Source organism: Sphaerospermopsis reniformis (genome assembly GCF_005402885.1).
In the GTDB taxonomy this organism is placed as follows: Bacteria; Cyanobacteriota; Cyanobacteriia; order Cyanobacteriales; family Nostocaceae; genus Sphaerospermopsis; species Sphaerospermopsis kisseleviana.
On the sequence record NZ_BJCE01000124.1, the window covers coordinates 1 to 16,372 of the forward strand.

The 16,372-nt window shown below is 35.9% G+C and carries 17 protein-coding genes; 8 read left to right on the forward strand and 9 right to left on the reverse strand.

Features of this window, described 5'->3' with window-relative positions:
- Positions 1–28: 28 nt before the first annotated feature.
- The 5 genes from FFR48_RS16860 to FFR48_RS16875 all read right to left on the reverse strand — a co-directional run bounded on the left by FFR48_RS16860 (position 29) and on the right by FFR48_RS16875 (position 4,028).
- On the reverse strand, positions 29–721 hold the full coding sequence (locus FFR48_RS16860; RefSeq protein ID WP_137668167.1) for a manganese catalase family protein: 693 nt from the start codon (positions 719–721) through the stop codon (positions 29–31).
- A 152-nt stretch (positions 722–873) separates the two neighbouring features.
- Positions 874–1,146 carry a GlsB/YeaQ/YmgE family stress response membrane protein gene (locus tag FFR48_RS16865; RefSeq protein WP_096572890.1) on the reverse strand — a complete coding sequence of 91 codons (273 nt, stop codon included), beginning with the start codon at positions 1,144–1,146 and terminating at the stop codon, positions 874–876.
- 269 nt (positions 1,147–1,415) lie between these two features.
- The gene (gene hemN, locus FFR48_RS16870; RefSeq protein WP_096572344.1) at positions 1,416–2,798 is read right to left on the reverse strand and encodes an oxygen-independent coproporphyrinogen III oxidase; all 1,383 of its coding nucleotides are present in this window, start codon (positions 2,796–2,798) and stop codon (positions 1,416–1,418) included.
- Positions 2,798–2,929 (reverse strand): hypothetical protein, encoded by a 132-nt coding sequence (locus FFR48_RS30150; RefSeq protein ID WP_268932446.1) that lies wholly within the window; start codon positions 2,927–2,929, stop codon positions 2,798–2,800. The genes hemN and FFR48_RS30150 overlap by 1 nt, the downstream gene beginning before the upstream one ends.
- 424 nt (positions 2,930–3,353) lie before the next feature.
- On the reverse strand, positions 3,354–4,028 hold the full coding sequence (locus tag FFR48_RS16875) for a biliverdin-producing heme oxygenase (protein WP_096572889.1): 675 nt from the start codon (positions 4,026–4,028) through the stop codon (positions 3,354–3,356).
- A 396-nt stretch (positions 4,029–4,424) separates the two neighbouring features.
- Between FFR48_RS16875 and FFR48_RS16880 the strand changes: the two genes are divergently transcribed.
- The 7 genes from FFR48_RS16880 to recN all read left to right on the forward strand — a co-directional run bounded on the left by FFR48_RS16880 (position 4,425) and on the right by recN (position 10,894).
- Positions 4,425–4,685 carry a hypothetical protein gene (locus FFR48_RS16880; RefSeq protein ID WP_096572343.1) on the forward strand — a complete coding sequence of 87 codons (261 nt, stop codon included), beginning with the start codon at positions 4,425–4,427 and terminating at the stop codon, positions 4,683–4,685.
- Between the two features lies 1 nt (position 4,686).
- Positions 4,687–5,127 (forward strand): HNH endonuclease, encoded by a 441-nt coding sequence (locus FFR48_RS16885; RefSeq protein WP_137668168.1) that lies wholly within the window; start codon positions 4,687–4,689, stop codon positions 5,125–5,127.
- Between the two features lie 150 nt (positions 5,128–5,277).
- The gene (gene acsF / locus FFR48_RS16890; RefSeq protein ID WP_137668169.1) at positions 5,278–6,354 is read left to right on the forward strand and encodes a magnesium-protoporphyrin IX monomethyl ester (oxidative) cyclase; all 1,077 of its coding nucleotides are present in this window, start codon (positions 5,278–5,280) and stop codon (positions 6,352–6,354) included.
- Positions 6,355–6,545: 191 nt separating this feature from the next.
- Entirely contained in the window at positions 6,546–8,396 is a 1,851-nt protein-coding gene (locus FFR48_RS16895; RefSeq protein ID WP_137668170.1) for an alkaline phosphatase family protein, read from the forward strand.
- Between the two features lie 145 nt (positions 8,397–8,541).
- The gene (locus FFR48_RS16900) at positions 8,542–8,802 is read left to right on the forward strand and encodes a DUF4258 domain-containing protein (protein WP_096572888.1); all 261 of its coding nucleotides are present in this window, start codon (positions 8,542–8,544) and stop codon (positions 8,800–8,802) included.
- Positions 8,799–8,999 (forward strand): DUF2283 domain-containing protein, encoded by a 201-nt coding sequence (locus tag FFR48_RS16905; protein ID WP_096572339.1) that lies wholly within the window; start codon positions 8,799–8,801, stop codon positions 8,997–8,999. Before FFR48_RS16900 ends, FFR48_RS16905 begins: the two co-directional genes overlap by 4 nt.
- A 164-nt stretch (positions 9,000–9,163) precedes the next feature.
- A complete protein-coding gene (recN, locus tag FFR48_RS16910; RefSeq protein ID WP_137668171.1) occupies positions 9,164–10,894 on the forward strand; it encodes a DNA repair protein RecN in 1,731 nt (576 codons plus the stop codon).
- Between the two features lie 161 nt (positions 10,895–11,055).
- On the opposite strand, the gene FFR48_RS16915 is transcribed toward recN, so the two are convergent.
- The 4 genes from FFR48_RS16915 to FFR48_RS16930 all read right to left on the reverse strand — a co-directional run bounded on the left by FFR48_RS16915 (position 11,056) and on the right by FFR48_RS16930 (position 16,052).
- On the reverse strand, positions 11,056–12,408 hold the full coding sequence (locus FFR48_RS16915; RefSeq protein ID WP_137668172.1) for a cysteine desulfurase-like protein: 1,353 nt from the start codon (positions 12,406–12,408) through the stop codon (positions 11,056–11,058).
- A gap of 157 nt (positions 12,409–12,565) precedes the next feature.
- Positions 12,566–13,447 (reverse strand): ATP adenylyltransferase family protein, encoded by an 882-nt coding sequence (locus FFR48_RS16920; RefSeq protein ID WP_137668173.1) that lies wholly within the window; start codon positions 13,445–13,447, stop codon positions 12,566–12,568.
- 289 nt (positions 13,448–13,736) lie between these two features.
- A complete protein-coding gene (locus FFR48_RS16925) occupies positions 13,737–14,180 on the reverse strand; it encodes a DUF2267 domain-containing protein (RefSeq protein WP_137668174.1) in 444 nt (147 codons plus the stop codon).
- 228 nt (positions 14,181–14,408) lie between these two features.
- Positions 14,409–16,052 (reverse strand): serine/threonine protein kinase, encoded by a 1,644-nt coding sequence (locus FFR48_RS16930; RefSeq protein ID WP_137668175.1) that lies wholly within the window; start codon positions 16,050–16,052, stop codon positions 14,409–14,411.
- A 225-nt stretch (positions 16,053–16,277) separates the two neighbouring features.
- Between FFR48_RS16930 and FFR48_RS16935 the strand changes: the two genes are divergently transcribed.
- The coding region (locus FFR48_RS16935; RefSeq protein WP_162501908.1) for a helix-turn-helix domain-containing protein at positions 16,278–16,372 on the forward strand (95 nt) is incomplete at its 3' end.

The window sequence follows — 16,372 nt, forward strand, 5'->3', positions numbered from 1 at the left end:
ACAGTCGCTACGAAAACTCGACTATTTATTAAGCTCGACGTTCTAAAGGATTAGCGACATAATTAAATGTTGGTTCAGAGTTCCAAGGACCTCGTTGATCTGGCTCAGTTCCATTTGTAGATAAGTTGTAATAAAGAGAAACAGTTTCATCTGGTTGAACATTACCAAACATAGGATCAGTCAACTTACCCAAAGAATCCAAAGCTTTCATAAACATTTGGGTATGCGAAATTTCTCTTGTTAACAAATGCACTAAAGTATTTTTAGTTCCTTGATCGGTTGCCAGTTTAATTAACTCCTCATAAGTTTGCCTTGCGCCAGCTTCTGCGGCAATATTCGCCCGTAAATCTCGAACTACATCACCACCTTCATTCAAGTAATTTGCAGTCCAAGCATGACCTTGACTATCAAGAAAATGAGGTCCTATTCCGCGAATAGCAAAAAGAGTGCTGTTGTAAACTTCGGTTTGGTCGGTATTTTTTGTATGAGATTCTATGAGTTTACCAACCATTTCTAAATGACCAAATTCTTCAATGGCAATATCTTGGAGCATATCCCGAATACCAGGATTTTCTACATGAAAAGATTGCACCCAATATTGCAAAGCGGCTGTGAGTTCTCCAGTTGCACCGCCAAATTGCTCTAGAAGTAATTGAGCAAAGCGGGGGTTAGGTTCATCAACTTTGACAAAATGAATCGGTTCTTTTTTGTGAAAAAACATACAATACAATTAATTCAAATTTCCAAACAATTAATTCAAATTTCCAACTTCAAAACCCAAAATCTAAAATCCAAAATCCAAAATCCCGAATCCAAAATCCAAAATCCAAAATCTAAAATCTAAAATCTAAAATCCAAAATCTAAAATTGAATTTAGGCTCGGCTACTTCTTTGGAATAGCGTCCATAAATAAATCGCAAGTATCGCGCCAATTATTGCCACCAAAAGACCGGGAATACTTAAAGTTGCAGACGCAAATTGTAGAGTACCAGTGCGGAGGAGTGTAAATAAAGTTCCACCGATAAAAGCACCTACAATACCTAAAATTATTGTTGAGACAATGCCACCGCCTTGATGACCAGGATAAACAGCTTTGGCAAGCGCACCAGCTAATAGTCCTAAAATTATCCAAGCAATAATATTAATCATTGCCGATTACCTCTATAGTTTATACTGTATCAAATTTATTAGTATTGAAAGATAATTTTTTCTACCTGTTGATATATTTATTTAAATCAAAAGTTGTAGATAAAGGATTCAAGCTATCATAATTGTTAATTCCTGTTAATGCCATCAACATAAAAATATACCCCAATTATTAGATAATTAGGGTATTTAACGAATTACAAATTACCAATCACCAATTACCAATTACCAATTACCAATTACCAATCACCAATTACCAATTACCATACTCAAATAGCACGAGAGAATTTTGTTTCTTTAATTCTGCTATGAGTATCAAAGTTAACGGCGATATTTCTCACTAATAATCTACCAGTATCGGTAATTTGGATTTCGTCGGCTAATAAATTGACCAGTCCATCATCTTCCAGAGGTTTTAATTCTTCTAGTTCCTGGGCAAAATATCCATCAAAATTGATGTGATATTTCTTTTCAATGTCTGATTTATGTAACTGGAAGTGAGACATAATAGACATAATTACATCCCGTCTGATGATATCATCTTGGGTTAATTTAATGCCTTTACTGGTGGGAAGAATACCTGCTGTTACAGCTTGATAATAGTCCTTTAAACCTTTATGGTTTTGAGCATAGGCATCTTCTAACATACTAATAGATGTAGAACCAAAACCAAAAAGTTCGGTTTCTGCGTGAGTTGTATAACCTTGGAAGTTGCGTTTGAGAGTACCATTTTGTTGAGCGATCGCTAATTCATTATTAGTTTTCGCAAAATGATCCATACCGATAAACAAATACTCGTTATTTGTTAATTCTTCAATGGTCATTTTCAGGATATCTAACTTTTCCTGAGCGCCGGGTAATGTAGCCGGATCAATTCTTTTTTGTACAGGTTTCATCCAAGGTACATAGGCAAAATTAAACACCACAACTCGATCAGGATCTAGAGCAATTGTCTTTGTGACAGTTTCTCTAAAAGTATGTAGATTTTGGTAGGGTAAACCATAAATTAAATCTACATTTACACTAGCGAAATTAGCCTCTCTAATCCAATCCATTGCCTCAAACAGCATTTTTTCTGGTTGGATACGGTTAACGGCTTTTTGTACTTCTGGGTTAAAGTCTTGGATACCAAAACTAATGCGATTAAAGCCAATATTTCTGAGAAATAGAATATATTCTCTACTGATATAACGGGGGTTAATTTCAATAGAAACTTCTGCATTTTCATCAATAGTGAAATAACGATTAATCTTATCCCACAAAAATTCAACTTGCTGCATTTCCAAATAATTTGGTGTTCCACCACCCCAGTGAATTTGCAAAACTTTGCGGCTGGTATCTATTAATTCGCTGGTATTTTGGATTTCCTGCGCTAAATTTTGTAGATAAGGTTTGGCAATATTCTTATTGCCAGAAATCACCGTATTACAGCCACAGAAATAACAAGCACTCTGGCAAAAAGGAATGTGGAAATATAAAGATAGGGGCGTTTGACGTTGATTAGAATTAATGATGGCTCTTTCAAAGTCTTGGGCGGTAAATGTTTCAGTTAATTCTGTAGCGGGTGGGTAGCTAGTGTATCTGGGTGCGCGGGTGTCATACTTTTTGATCAGGTCCAAATCGAATTTGACACCAGGTAATAGAAAGACCATCAAAACCTCCGAGTTACTGTTAATTGAATGCCTAGTAGTTGCACTAAGTTTGAATTGGGTTTGAGTTGGGTGGGAATTTGTAGATTGGCAATAGGTTGATATTTATCTTTTGTTACCAATTGCCAAAACATTTGTATGTTTAGCTTCAAATAATGAAACTAAAGTGAAACTAAATAGCTAGGACTTACTGCAAGAAACCCGGTTTTGATTTACAGCAGTTTTCATGTCTTTAGACCACAGTCAGGGCGAAGCATTCGGACAATTAATTATCGGTTTTTACCTAAGACTATCATCCGAATGCTGATGCTTCCAGCACGCTTCGCGAACGCCCCTACATTGTTGACGCGAAACCTAAATCAAAATGTGGTTTATTTACCTGAAAATAGCTGTAAAATACTATCTGCTTTTGTGGGGTATAGAATTCACGACTACACAAACTTGTTTGGTGGTGAATACTATTGTTGGAAATAAACCGCAAAGTACGCAAAGTACGCGAAGTAAGAAGAGTAGGAGAGGGTTTTTGTTAGTTTACAGGTAATTTACAGAGTGAAAATATCAAACTAGGTCGTTATATGTAGCTCGACCTAATGCTTGCATTAAAATTGGTTCTAACTCTTTAATTATCTCCATATTTAAGTAGAAAGCATGGTTAGCTTCTGCTACAATTTTATCAGCCATCACATCATCAACAGGCACATTATCCAATGCTTGCCGATACTTATTTTTGAATGCCTGTTTATCGGGAATTTGGGCAAAGTTATAAAACTCAGTTCCTTCATAACCGGACAATTTCAAAGCTGACTGAGCCACTTTTTGTAGCATTTGTCCACCGGAAAGATCACCCATATAACGAGTATAGGCATGACCTAATAATAAAGCAGGTTCATGGGTAGAAAGTTGGTGAATACGCGCCAGGTATTTTTGAGTTGCTGTTGATGGTGTAATGAAATTCCGCCAGAGATTACCATGATAAAATAACATATCTTGTTCTAGAGATGCTTGGCGATTTAGTTCGGGAAAATACATTACACTAATTACAGGATGTTGTTTATGCTTCTCAATTGCTGATTCTAGTTCACTGTAAACAAAATACAGATTACTCAAAAATTTACTAAAGCATTCTCTGTCTACAACTCCTTGAACAAAACATTTCATAAAACCGACATTTTCTGCATCTGTATGAGCTTGTTGAGTACCAGAACGCAGTTTGATGGCTAAATTATTACTCATTGTTGCTTCCTTCATTTTCAAGCGCCAAATTTGCTCAATAGTCATCGACTCGTTTACCAGTTCACAGTCGATGTCAACAGGAAAAAATGACTATTCTGGGTTTATGGGGTGATCCACTAATCTATCCAGCAAATACCACTGCTGCTAAAGATCAGGGTTATTTTTACTCTTACAAAATATTTAACTATCAATCTTCTTATTAATATAAAGATATTTATATTTCTTTAGACTTTTAAATATAACGATATTCAGGATTTGATGATATTTTATATTTTATTGAGTAAAATTACTCTATTTTTTGTATTGACAAATAAATTTACTGGGATTTAAAATAATTACTGAATTTTATGTATATACTTGTAAATAACAGTTAAAATAATAAAAAAGAATACAACTATGAGTACATCTGTCAAAACCATTACAGTCTACGACGAATTTATAGATTTTCTCGCTGCTGGTACTACTCCCGAAAGTCTAATTAATTTCCACCTTTCAGAAACAGCACAAAACCGTTTAGAAGATTTAATTGACAAAGCGAAAAATAATCAACTCACCAAAGAAGAAAAACGGGAGTTAGATATTTTTTTGAATTTAGAACACGTTATTAGATTAGCAAAAGCTAAAGCCCATAAATATATCAACACTGAGGGTAAATAAAATGTCTCGTACTTACATTAATTTAGAAACAAGACGGTTAGTTGTGGAACGTGCTGGAAATATCTGTGAATATTGTCTAATTTCAGAGGAAGATACCTTATCTTGTCAAGTTGACCATATTATTAGTGTTAAACACGGTGGAACAAGCACAGAGGATAATCTTTGTTATGCGTGTGTTTTTTGTAATTTGCAAAAAGGTACAGATTTAGGTTCAATAAATTGGCGAAATGGTGAACTGGTGAGATTTTTTAATCCCCGTCGAGACTTTTGGGGTGATCATTTTCGACTTGAGGAAGCTGTGATTCAACCATTAACAGATATTGGTGAAGTAACAGCACGTATTTTAGATTTTAACAATGATGATCGGATTCAAGAAAGACAGTTTTTAATAGAAGTTGGTAAGTATCCATCACTAGCAGCAAAAGCAAAAACGAATAATTAAATATAGAAAAAATGCTATAAAAATTTTCTGTAATTGCTAAATTATCTCAGATGATTTTGTACAAATTACTTTCAATAATTTAACTGATGACTACTCATTACTATTTATGTTTAGATAATTCTACAAGGATAAAATAGCAAAAGGAGTATCATGGTTAAGTCTTTGGAAACTCCCCCAGTTGAGTTGTTGAAACCAGGTGTCAAAGCACCTGTTCAAGAAACATTATTAACACCCCGATTTTATACCACAGATTTTGATGCTGTGGCGAAAATGGATATTTCCGGTTATGAAGAAGAAATCAGGTCTGTAGTTGATGAACTCAAGGCAGATTATAACCGTCATCATTTTATCAGAGATGATGAATTTAAACAGTCTTGGGATCACATTCAGGGAGAAAAAAGACTTGCCTTTATTGACTTTCTAGAACGGTCTTGTACTTCGGAATTTTCCGGGTTTTTATTGTTTAAAGAATTATCTCGTCGTATCAAAGACAGTAATCCTTTACTCTCTGAAGCATTTGAATATTTAGCACGGGATGAAGCCCGTCATGCGGGTTTTTTAAACAAGTCAATGGCGGATTTTAATTTATCCCTTGACTTGAGTTATCTTACTAAAAACCGGACTTATACTTTCTTCCCTCCAGAATGGGTAATTTATACAGTTTACCTATCGGAGAAAATTGGTTATTGGCGTTATATTTTGGTATATCGCCATATCGAAAAGCATCCAGAATTTCAATTTTATCCTTTATTTAGGAAGTTTGAAAGCTGGTGTCAGGATGAGAATAGACATGGTGACTTTTTCAAGGCTTTGTTACGTTCTCAACCTCATTTATGGAATAATTGGAAAGCACGTTTATGGGTGCGTTTTTTCCTATTAACTGTGTTTGTCACCCATACTATGACAGTTTTTGAACGGGCGAATTTTTATGAAATTTTAGGAATTCATCCCCGTAAATACAATAGTCAAGTGATCACAGAAACCAACAAAACCGCAGCTAGGGCTTTTCCTGTGATTCTCAATACAAATCATCCCTATTTCTTCTGGAATTTGGAACAATGTGCGATCAATAATCAGAAATTGATTGATCTCAAAAACAGTAACAAATCTGTAATTGAGAAGTTCTTCCAAAAAATTCCTTTGGTGATGAATATTGTGTGGTATATGTTGAAGCTTTACCTCGTTAAACCTATCAATACAGAAAAGACTCGCCAAACTGTTTGTTAATTTTTTAAACTTGTGATTTGCGGTTTTTTCTTATTATTAATTTTTAATCTTGCGTAATTCCTCAGATCCTCAACTTCTTAAAGAAGTCGGGGATCTTAATATTATTTAATCTTATGATTCTTTACAGAAATTTAAGTATTATTTGATGCTATAGGTTGTAAAATCTTCATGTCCTAAAAATCACTAAGATAATGAGGATTTTTACACAAGGTGATCGTTGGGTTATTTTATTAGTTTGTTTAATTGCTGTTTTTAGTGGTTTTCAAGTATTTGCTAAACCACCTCAACCACACAATGCAGTTATTTTTGTGACTGATGGTTTACGTCCCATGACTGTAAATGCTACGGACACACCCACTTTACAGTCAATTAAAGAACAAGGTGTAAATTTTGTTAACTCTCATTCTCTATTTCCTACTTTTACCACAGCTAATGCTTCTGTGATTGCTACAGGTCATTATTTAGGTGATACAGGAGATTTTAGCAATAATATTAAAGTTAATGTACCAGTTAAAAGCGCGAAAAATACCATAGTTCCATTTTTAGAAAATGACGCAGTTCTCAGAGAAGTTAATCAACAATTTGGTAATAATTTCTTAAATGAAATTAGTCTTTTAGCGATAGCAAAAAAATCAGGTTTTAGCACTGCGGCGGTAGGTAAATTAGGTCCTGTTTTAATTCAAGATATCACTCAAGAAACGGGTAAACCGACAATTATTATTGATGACGCTACTGGTACATCAACAGGAATACCTCTGAGTGAGGAAATCAGCAAATTATTAACCCAAAATTCCCTACCTTTAATTACACCATCACGGGGTGAAAATGGTAAAGCTGGTGATAGTCAAAATCCCGGTGCAAAAGTTGCCAATATTAAACAACAGCAATATTTTGTAGATGCGACAACTAAGGTGATTTTACCTCTATTTCAACAACGAAAAAAACCTTTTGTTTTGGTTTATTGGTCACGTGATCCAGATGGAACACAACACAATCACGGTGATAGTTTAAATCAACTTGTTCCTGGTATCAATGGTTCTACTGTTCAAGCTGCAAAACGCAATGTAGATAATAATTTAGCGCAGATTATCGCTACTTTAAAAAAATTAGATTTGGCAAAAAACACAAATATATTTGTGACTGCGGATCATGGTTTTTCTACCATTAGTAAAGAAAGTAAAACTAGTTATGCAGCAAGTCTCAGTTATGAAAATGTCCCTGCTGGTTTTTTACCTCCTGGTTTTTTAGGAATTGATTTAGCAGATGATTTAGAACTTGCTTTATTTAACCCAGATCAGGAAAATTCAATAGTTGAACCGACACAAGGACAATTTTCTACTAATACTACTAATAGTATTTTAGGTAAAGATTCGCAAAATCCAGAGATAGTTATTGCTGGGAATGGTGGTTCTGATTTAATTTATTTACCTGATTTACCAAACAATGAAAATCAAAAATATTACGCCCAAAAAATTGTTAATTCTCTCCTCAAACAAGATTATGTAAGTGGTTTGTTTGTCAATGATACTTTAGGAAAAATTCCCGGTACATTACCTTTAAGTGCAATCAAATTACAAGGAAAATCACGCACTCCTACACCTTCAATAGTTGTTAATTTCCGTTCTTTTGATACGGGTTGTGGTGTACCCACAGCTTGCGGTGTGGTTGTAGCTGATACTACTTTACAACAAGGTCAGGGAATGCACGGAAGTTTTAGCCGTGCGGACACTTTTAATAACATGACTGCTATCGGACCAGACTTTAAAACGCAATATGTAGATGAAGCACCGGTGAGTAATGCAGATGTGGCTGTAACTCTCGCAAAAGTGTTAAATTTAAAAGTGCCTAGTCAGGGTAAGCTGGTGGGAAGGGTGTTAAATGAAGCTTTACGTGGTGGTGTGAATCAGGTAAATTTTCAATCTCATGTTTTAGAATCTGCACCAGCAGAAAATGGATTAAGGACGGTGTTAAAATATCAGACTATGGGTGATATTTGTTACTTTGATGTTGCGGGTTTTCTGGGTAGGACTTTGGGTTTGTAGTTATCAGAATCAGGATTTAAGGATGAACAGGATGAGGCTATAATTGATTTTAGGAACATTGCTAAAATCTAACCTATATATTCAATTATGTTTATTCTTGAATCAGCAAAAAGTTGGTTATAACATTAATATAGATAGATATGAAATGAGATACCAGATTTCTCGTCACGCACAAACAGAAATGGAACGCCGAAAAATTTCTGTTTCTTTAGTTGAATCGGTTTTAGAAAATCCTCAACAAATTCTCCTTGAAAGAGAAGGACGCAAAGTATATCAATCAAAAATTGATTTTGGTACTGGTAAACTTTTCTTACTGCGTGTTATTGTGGCAGATGATGTTGATCCTACAGTTGTAATTACTGTTTATCGCACTAGCAAAATTGAAAAATACTGGAGAGAATTATGAAAATCACATACAATGCAGAAGTTGATGTTTTAAGAATTATATTCATTGATGTGCAAGTTGAAGAAAGTGATGAAGAAAAACCAGGAGTTATTTTAGATTATGACGAATTTGGAAATATTATTGGCATTGAAATATTAGATGCTTCCAAACGTATTGATAACCCTTGTTCAGTAGAGTATTCTGTGAGTAATTCTTAGGTTGATTCTTTAATCCCGTAAATCCTATTCAGCTTAACTTAGTAACATTAGTTACTTCACTTACTACTCAAAGCATCACCATCTATACATTACTGACTGGATCGGGATAAAATTAAGAAGTATTCTAAAAATCCGGCATTTACCTTCACGGAGATTGTGGCCTGATGTTGCTGTGTCTCAGAATTGAAAATTTTGCCCTCATTGACCAGTTAGAATTAGAATTTGGTGCTGGTTTGAATGTTTTAACCGGTGAAACCGGCGCGGGAAAGTCAATCATTTTAGATGCGATTGATGCGATTTTAGGTGGTAAAATTTCTAGTCGTGTGATTCGCACTGGAACAAGTCGCGCTTTAGTAGAAGGGACTTTTAGTATTAATGCAATTTTATCGGCTTGGTTAAGTGAACAAGAAATTGATTTAATTGATGATAATTCAATAATTATTAGTCGAGAAATTACCGCAAATAACAATAATATCCGCAGTCGATCACGGGTAAATGGGGTGTTGGTAAATCGGCAAATGATGGGAAATTTGCGCGATCGCCTAGTAGAAATTACTGCCCAAGGTCAAACTGTACAAGTGGGACAATCTGCACAAGTGCGAGATTGGTTAGATTTATATGGTGGTGATGATTTAATTCAAAAACGTCAACAGGTTTCTGTTGCTTATAGTGCCTATCAACAAGCATACCAAACTTTAGAAAAACGCCGCACTTCGGAAAGAGAACGCTTACAACAACTCGATTTACTCACCTATCAAGTTCAGGAATTAAGTGCAGCAAATCTTGATGATCCGCAGGAAATGGAACTATTAACCCAGGAAAGAGAGAGGTTAAATCATGTTGTTGATTTGCAACAAATGAGTTATAAAATTTATCAATCTTTATATCAAAATGATGCAGAAAGTCCCACTGCTGCTGATTTATTAGGTGATAGTGAAACTATATTAAATCATATTGTTGAATTTGATTCCCAACTGCAACCGATTTTAGAATTAGTGCGGGATGCAGTCGCTACTGTGATGGAAGTGGGTAGACAAATTAGCATTTATGGCGAAAGTTTAGAAGCTGATCCGCAAAGATTAGAAGAAGTAGAAGAACGCATCCGAGAATTAAAACAAATTTGTCGAAAATATGGACCAACTCTCACAGAAGCTATTGAATATTATCAACGCATTCAAATAGAATTAGCTGAACTTAATAACCAAGAACAATCTATAGAAAGTTTAGAACAACAAGAACAAGTTGGTTTACAATATCTTAACCAAATCAGTCAACAATTAACCCAACTACGTCGGCAAACTGCGGCTAATTTAGCATCTCATTTATTAGCTGAACTCAAACCTTTAGCAATGGAAAAGGTCAAATTTCAAGTGGAAATTACACCGACTTCTCCCACTGCTATGGGTGCAGATAAAATCACTTTTATGTTTAGTCCTAACCCCGGTGAACCTATTCAACCGTTAACAGAAATTGCTTCTGGTGGGGAAATGAGCCGATTTTTACTAGCTTTAAAAGCTTGTTTTAATCAACAAGATGGGGCGGAAACAATGATATTTGATGAAATTGATGTGGGTGTATCTGGTAGAGTTGCCCAAGCTATTGCGGAAAAATTACATCAATTAAGTCAAAATCAACAAGTTTTATGTGTGACTCATCAACCTTTAGTTGCGGCAATGGCAGATCGTCATTTTCGAGTTGATAAACAAGTAATTAATAAAAATGGTAACACTGAACAAAGAACCGTCGTGAGAGTTACCAGTTTGGATAATTTAAAAACCCGTCGGGATGAATTAGCACAGTTAGCGGGTGGAAAATCTGCAAATCAGGCGATCGCTTTTGCTGAATCTTTGTTATTGCAAGCTGCAAACCACCGTCAAAATAATGGTGAAGGATAAGAAAATGTTTTAAAAGTCTTTCATGGTGTATCAAATACTCTCATATCCCCCTAAATCCCCCTTTTAAAGGGGGAATTTGATGGATTTATCTCCCCTTATTAAGTGGGAATTTGATTTATTTGCCCCCCTTATTAAGGGGGGAAGGGGGGATCTTCGAGTTATTAACAGTTTAAAACTTGCAAAAGTTCCCCAATTTCATCTACAGTATTATAGTGTGCTAATCCAATTCTTAATAACCCTCCGGATGTTTCTAAACCTAACTTTTCTGTAAGTTCAATAGCATAGAAATTTCCATGCCAAGTAAATATTCCCTGTTCTCCTAAAAACTTCGCTATTTCTGCCGATGTTTTACCTTCAATTGTGATGGAAACTGTGGGAGTTCTCCAATTAAATTTTTCCGGTTCTGTAATTCCATAAATCTTAATTCCAGGAATTTCTAACAACCCATCAATCAATTTTTTACTTAATTCTCTTTCATATTGTTGAATCGCTGTCATTGCTGCTAACAAAGCTGCACGACGACTATGATAAGCTGATGCTAATTCATGGTTTTCTTGTGTTTCTGAAGTTAAAAACCGAGGACAATGAAAAGTAGTTAAACCTTCTCTATCTGCTTCTATTAAAGATTCCAGTAATTCATTATCTAAAGTTGGGGAAACATGACAACCTAATTTAGTTAAGTAATTAATTGTTGCTACTAACCCCGCTAAACCTTCATGATTTAATGTTCCTGTTTCCCATCTCGATGGAACTTCATTAGATGCAGGTCTAACTTTATAGGGAGAAAATCGGGTTAAATGTTCTTTTTTGGCGTATAAAATACCAAGGTGGGGCGCAAAGAATTTATAAGCTGAACACGCGAGAAAATCACAATCTAAATGATGGACGTTTATCGGTGCATGGGGCGCATAATGCACAGCATCAACAAAAACTAAAGCCCCAAAACTATGGGCTAATTTGACTATTTTTGCAATATCATTAATTGTTCCCACAGCATTAGAAGCATAGGTGACGGCAACTAATTTTGTTTTTTCATTAATTTTGGTTTCTAAATCATTTAAATCTAGGGTACAATCTGAAATATTGATATCAACAAATTGAACATTTACACCTTTTTCTTCTAAAGCAACCCAGGGAGAAATATTAGCAGCGTGATCTAATTTTGTGACAATAATTTCATCACCTGGTTGTAATTCTCTAGCGATCGCACGACTGACACTAAAAGCGAGAGAAGTCATATTTGCACCAAATACAACTTCATCATGATCGCATCCTAAAAAATCGGCGATCGCTGCTCTGGCAGAATTAATTACCGCATCTGTTCGCGCACTGGTGGTAAAATAACCATGAGCGTTAGCATTAGACCTAACTAAATAATCATTGATATTATCCAAAACTGCACCCGGAACTTGAGTTCCCCCAGGTCCATCAAAAAATATCGCCGGTTTTCCGTTAATGGTTTGGTTTAATGCGGGAAATTGCGATCTAATCCATTTTATATCTAGAGATTCCATAAATTAATTTCCTCATGGAGAGAAAACAGATTTTTTAATGCAGATGAACGCAGATAAACGCAGATAATTTTCATTGATTTGTATTTGTAATACCAGATCCCCGACTTCTTTTTTGTCTTCTGTATAAAATTATCAATTGCTCTCAGAAGTCGGGGATCTAAATTCTCAAAGCAACGTTTTTCAAAATATTCATTGGACCGATATCTTTAACTAGCTGCATTTGTTCAGTATTTCTCACCAACAAAGCACCGGCAAACCCTAGAGAATTAATAGAAATTGACTCAAATTCCTCCTGCAAACGTGGTATAATTAACATCCATTCTCGCGTTGCTAAAAAATTATATGCTCCCGATTGTTGATTATTATCAACTGCCTGAATGCCTACCATCTCTAGTAAAGCATAATATTTTGCTAACGTCACCCCTGCTGTTTCATTAGGTGCAAAAGTTGTAAAAGCGTGTAAAAAAGGCAGTCCGGGTATAGTTGTGATACCTTCTGTAAATTTAACTGTTTCTATTAATGCTGCAATGGGTATTTCTTTTCCCGAAATTGGTACTATTTGTAAATGTCTATGTTGCTGACTTGCACCAGCAATTTTACCACCATTATAAAATACTAACCCATCAAAGTCAACCAAACAAGCCGACATTGCCGTAAAATCTTCGAGAGTTAATAAACTTTCCTGTTCCTCAAAAGCACGGGTAATAATTAATAGGTGATAATCAACAACATTGAACTTATTTAAAATACAAACATGAGTTTCGGAAATGTCAGTTACAAATAAATCTTGTTCATAAGGTAAAAAAGGATTAAATTCTTTACCTGTCTTAGCAGTTTGTTTTTCTTGTTGTTCTTTTGCGGCTTTTTTACGGTTGAGATTTGCTAAAATTCTCACTAAAAATTTAACCCCATCTTGTTCCACAAATTCAAATTCTGTGGGAATAGATTTTAAAGCTTCACATTCTAAAGCGTGTGCTGTAGTTTGTTTTACCCTCTTCCATAAAGTCCCTGGTTCGAGTAATATTTTCCCCTGTGTCATCTGTTTTTATGATAAAGGTGCGAAAATATTATATACTAATTCTCAATCAATTGTAAATAACAAAATACCCTGAAAATATTGATTTTACTCCCTTTCCCCCAAAAGATTACTAATTATCTTCCTTCTCTTCCTTCTCTTCCTTCTCTTCCTTTGTGTACTTTGCGTACTTTGCGGTTAATTCATCAAAAAATTGGCAACTAGATCGGAAAAGGATTAGTTATTTGTCACCATTGAAATGATCTTTGGGGCAACTCAACAAAGATGAAAATGCCCCATTTTAATTAAATAATTAAGTACGCACAGTTTCCGTCCAAAGTTCTCGCAAAGCTGGGGGCATCATGTGAATAACATCTTCAATTTCTCCTGGGGAAACTCTTTGAGCCATAACCTTAAAAACTGCACGCACCAAAGTTTCTGGATCAATATCAGCATTAACATTGCGGAAATAATCCCGAATATGCTGTAAAAATTCCTCCTTTGTTCTATCTTTAGTTTGTTTTGCACCTGGTCGCCAATTTTCGTAATAAAATCCACCTAGAAGAATGGGTAATTGCGCTCCCAAATGGGCAGCTTCTTCCACAGTCAAGCGATCGCGCAATGCGTGTAATGTAGCTCGCAAACCTTGAAAAACTTGGTGTTTATTTTCCCAACCTAACTCTTTTCCTAACTCATTAATCCAAGGAATTGTTTTCTGTACAGTAGCATCAAAAGTATCTAATCCTGTCATTGTCATAATTATTTCTCCTATTTCAGAGGATGAGTGTATGACGTTTTTTAAGCAGACTACTTAATGACTTCAAATTATAAAAACCTGAATATTTTCTAACTTCTAGCTAATGGAGCATAATTTTTTATATACTCCTCTATCTGCTAGGAGATTAGGAAAGATGAAAAAATTTTGTTACCAACAGATAAACCAAACTCTTACCTGCCTCCACGAGAAGACTTTCAATAGCATTCCCTAATTATTATTAGCAGGTGCATTTGCATTTTTTTCTTTTGAATTTGTTTCTTGTGTTGGTACAACCACAGCAGAAGAATCTTTACTCTCAGATTGCTTAGGTGGTGTTGTGGGTACAACCACAGAATTTTTCGGTTGTGGCGGTGCTGTTGGTATAACTACAGGTGCTTCTGGTTTTTCCGGTTGGGCAGAGTCGTTATTTTCAATAGCAGGGGGTGAGATATTTTCTTGTTCTTTTTCTGGAGATGGAGTAGGTTGAGGAGATGATTGAGCTTCCCGTAGCTTCTCCACTAATGAAGGTGTGGGAGTAACCACAGGTGCAGATGTAGTTTGTGGATTTGTGCTGGGTGTAAGTTCTGAAGAATTTTCTTGTTCAGGCGCAGTTTCTGGAGAAACACTCTCGTTAGTGGGAGTTGGTTCTGGGGAAAAATTACGTTTGCGCTTGCGTCGTTCTGAAGTAGAAAATGATGCCGACTCACTAGAAGATTGAGTTTGATTATCTTGATTTTCCGGTGAAGGTGTAGTTTCAACTACAGGTTGTGGTGTAGTAGGTTCTGGAAGAGGTTGTTCAAAAAGTGGCTTGGGGGCTTGTGATTGAGATTTCGGTAACATTCTTATCACAGTAAACCCTGCTGTCATAGCTACCAAAGCTACACCCACGCTAAGAAATGCCTTAGATATAACAATTTTGTTTGGTAATACTGTAACTTTACTTGCTGGTGATGATATAGGAGCAGGAATAGGTGCTGGTTGTTTTTGCCGGTTTTCTGCTTCTAGTGCTGATACATTAATCGTTGGTGCGGGTTGAGTAAGTAATTGCGGTGTCATCTCCAAACCGCTTCCAGGTAATAATTGTAACCATTCTGCTACCGTCGCCGGACGAAACCGAGACTCCACAGCCATACCGCGCATAACTGCTTGATTAATAGCTGCACTCAGGTAGGGTTGCAGTTCACGGGGAGAAGGCATTGGTTGTCTATCTCGTAATAATGCCGGTATGGGAACTTGTCCAGTTAACAGTGCATACAAAGTAGCAGCTAAACCATAAACATCGGTAGCTGGGGTGCGTGTTGCTTGGCTTAAATACTGTTCAATAGGTGCATAGCCTTCACTCACTAAACCAGTGTGAGTTTGTTTAACACCGCTGTTAAATTCTCTAGCTATGCCAAAATCAATCAGTATAACTTCCTGAGTGCCTTGGCGGAGAATAATATTATCAGGTTTAATATCTCGGTGCAGCAAACTGTTATTATGTACCACCTGCAATGCTGCCCCAATTTGGCGAATATAATGAATTGCGGTTGCTTCTGATAAAGGTATTCCTGGTGACACAAAGGCTTGTCCTAAAGTTTCCCCTGGAATATATTCCATCACCATGTAAGGTAAACCATTTTCCTCAAAAAAGTCACTAACTCGGACAATGTTAGGATGGACGCAAGTGGCTAATCTTCTTGCTTCATCTTGAAATTGACGCTCGAATTTAGGAAAATCAGGATGTTGCCTGAGCCGTTCATTGATAGTTTTCATCACTACTTCTTGACCTAAGTAACGATGCGTAGCTTTGAAAGTAATACCAAATCCACCTCTCCCTATTTCTTGGATAATGGTATATTTTCCACTCTGCAAAATTGTACCTGTTAACATCGGGATTCTTGAGTCTTAATTGAGCAGTTGACACTTCCATTAAAGCTTGTGTCTTTATCAGTCTAAAACTTTTTCTGGGGTTCGAGTTGAGAAGTTGTTTCTGGATAGTAGAGAGGGTTAGTAGCTAGTTACTGTTTTCTTAACCAATAATAACAAATACTCACATTTGCTGAAAATTTCCTGTCATCTTTTGGCTTTGTGACAGAATTACAGTAAAATCACTGTATGCTACTAGGATTCAAAACCCAACTCAAAGTTAACAAGCAACAACGACTACTACTGGCGCAACACGCAGGAGTAGCCAGACACGCTTGGAATCA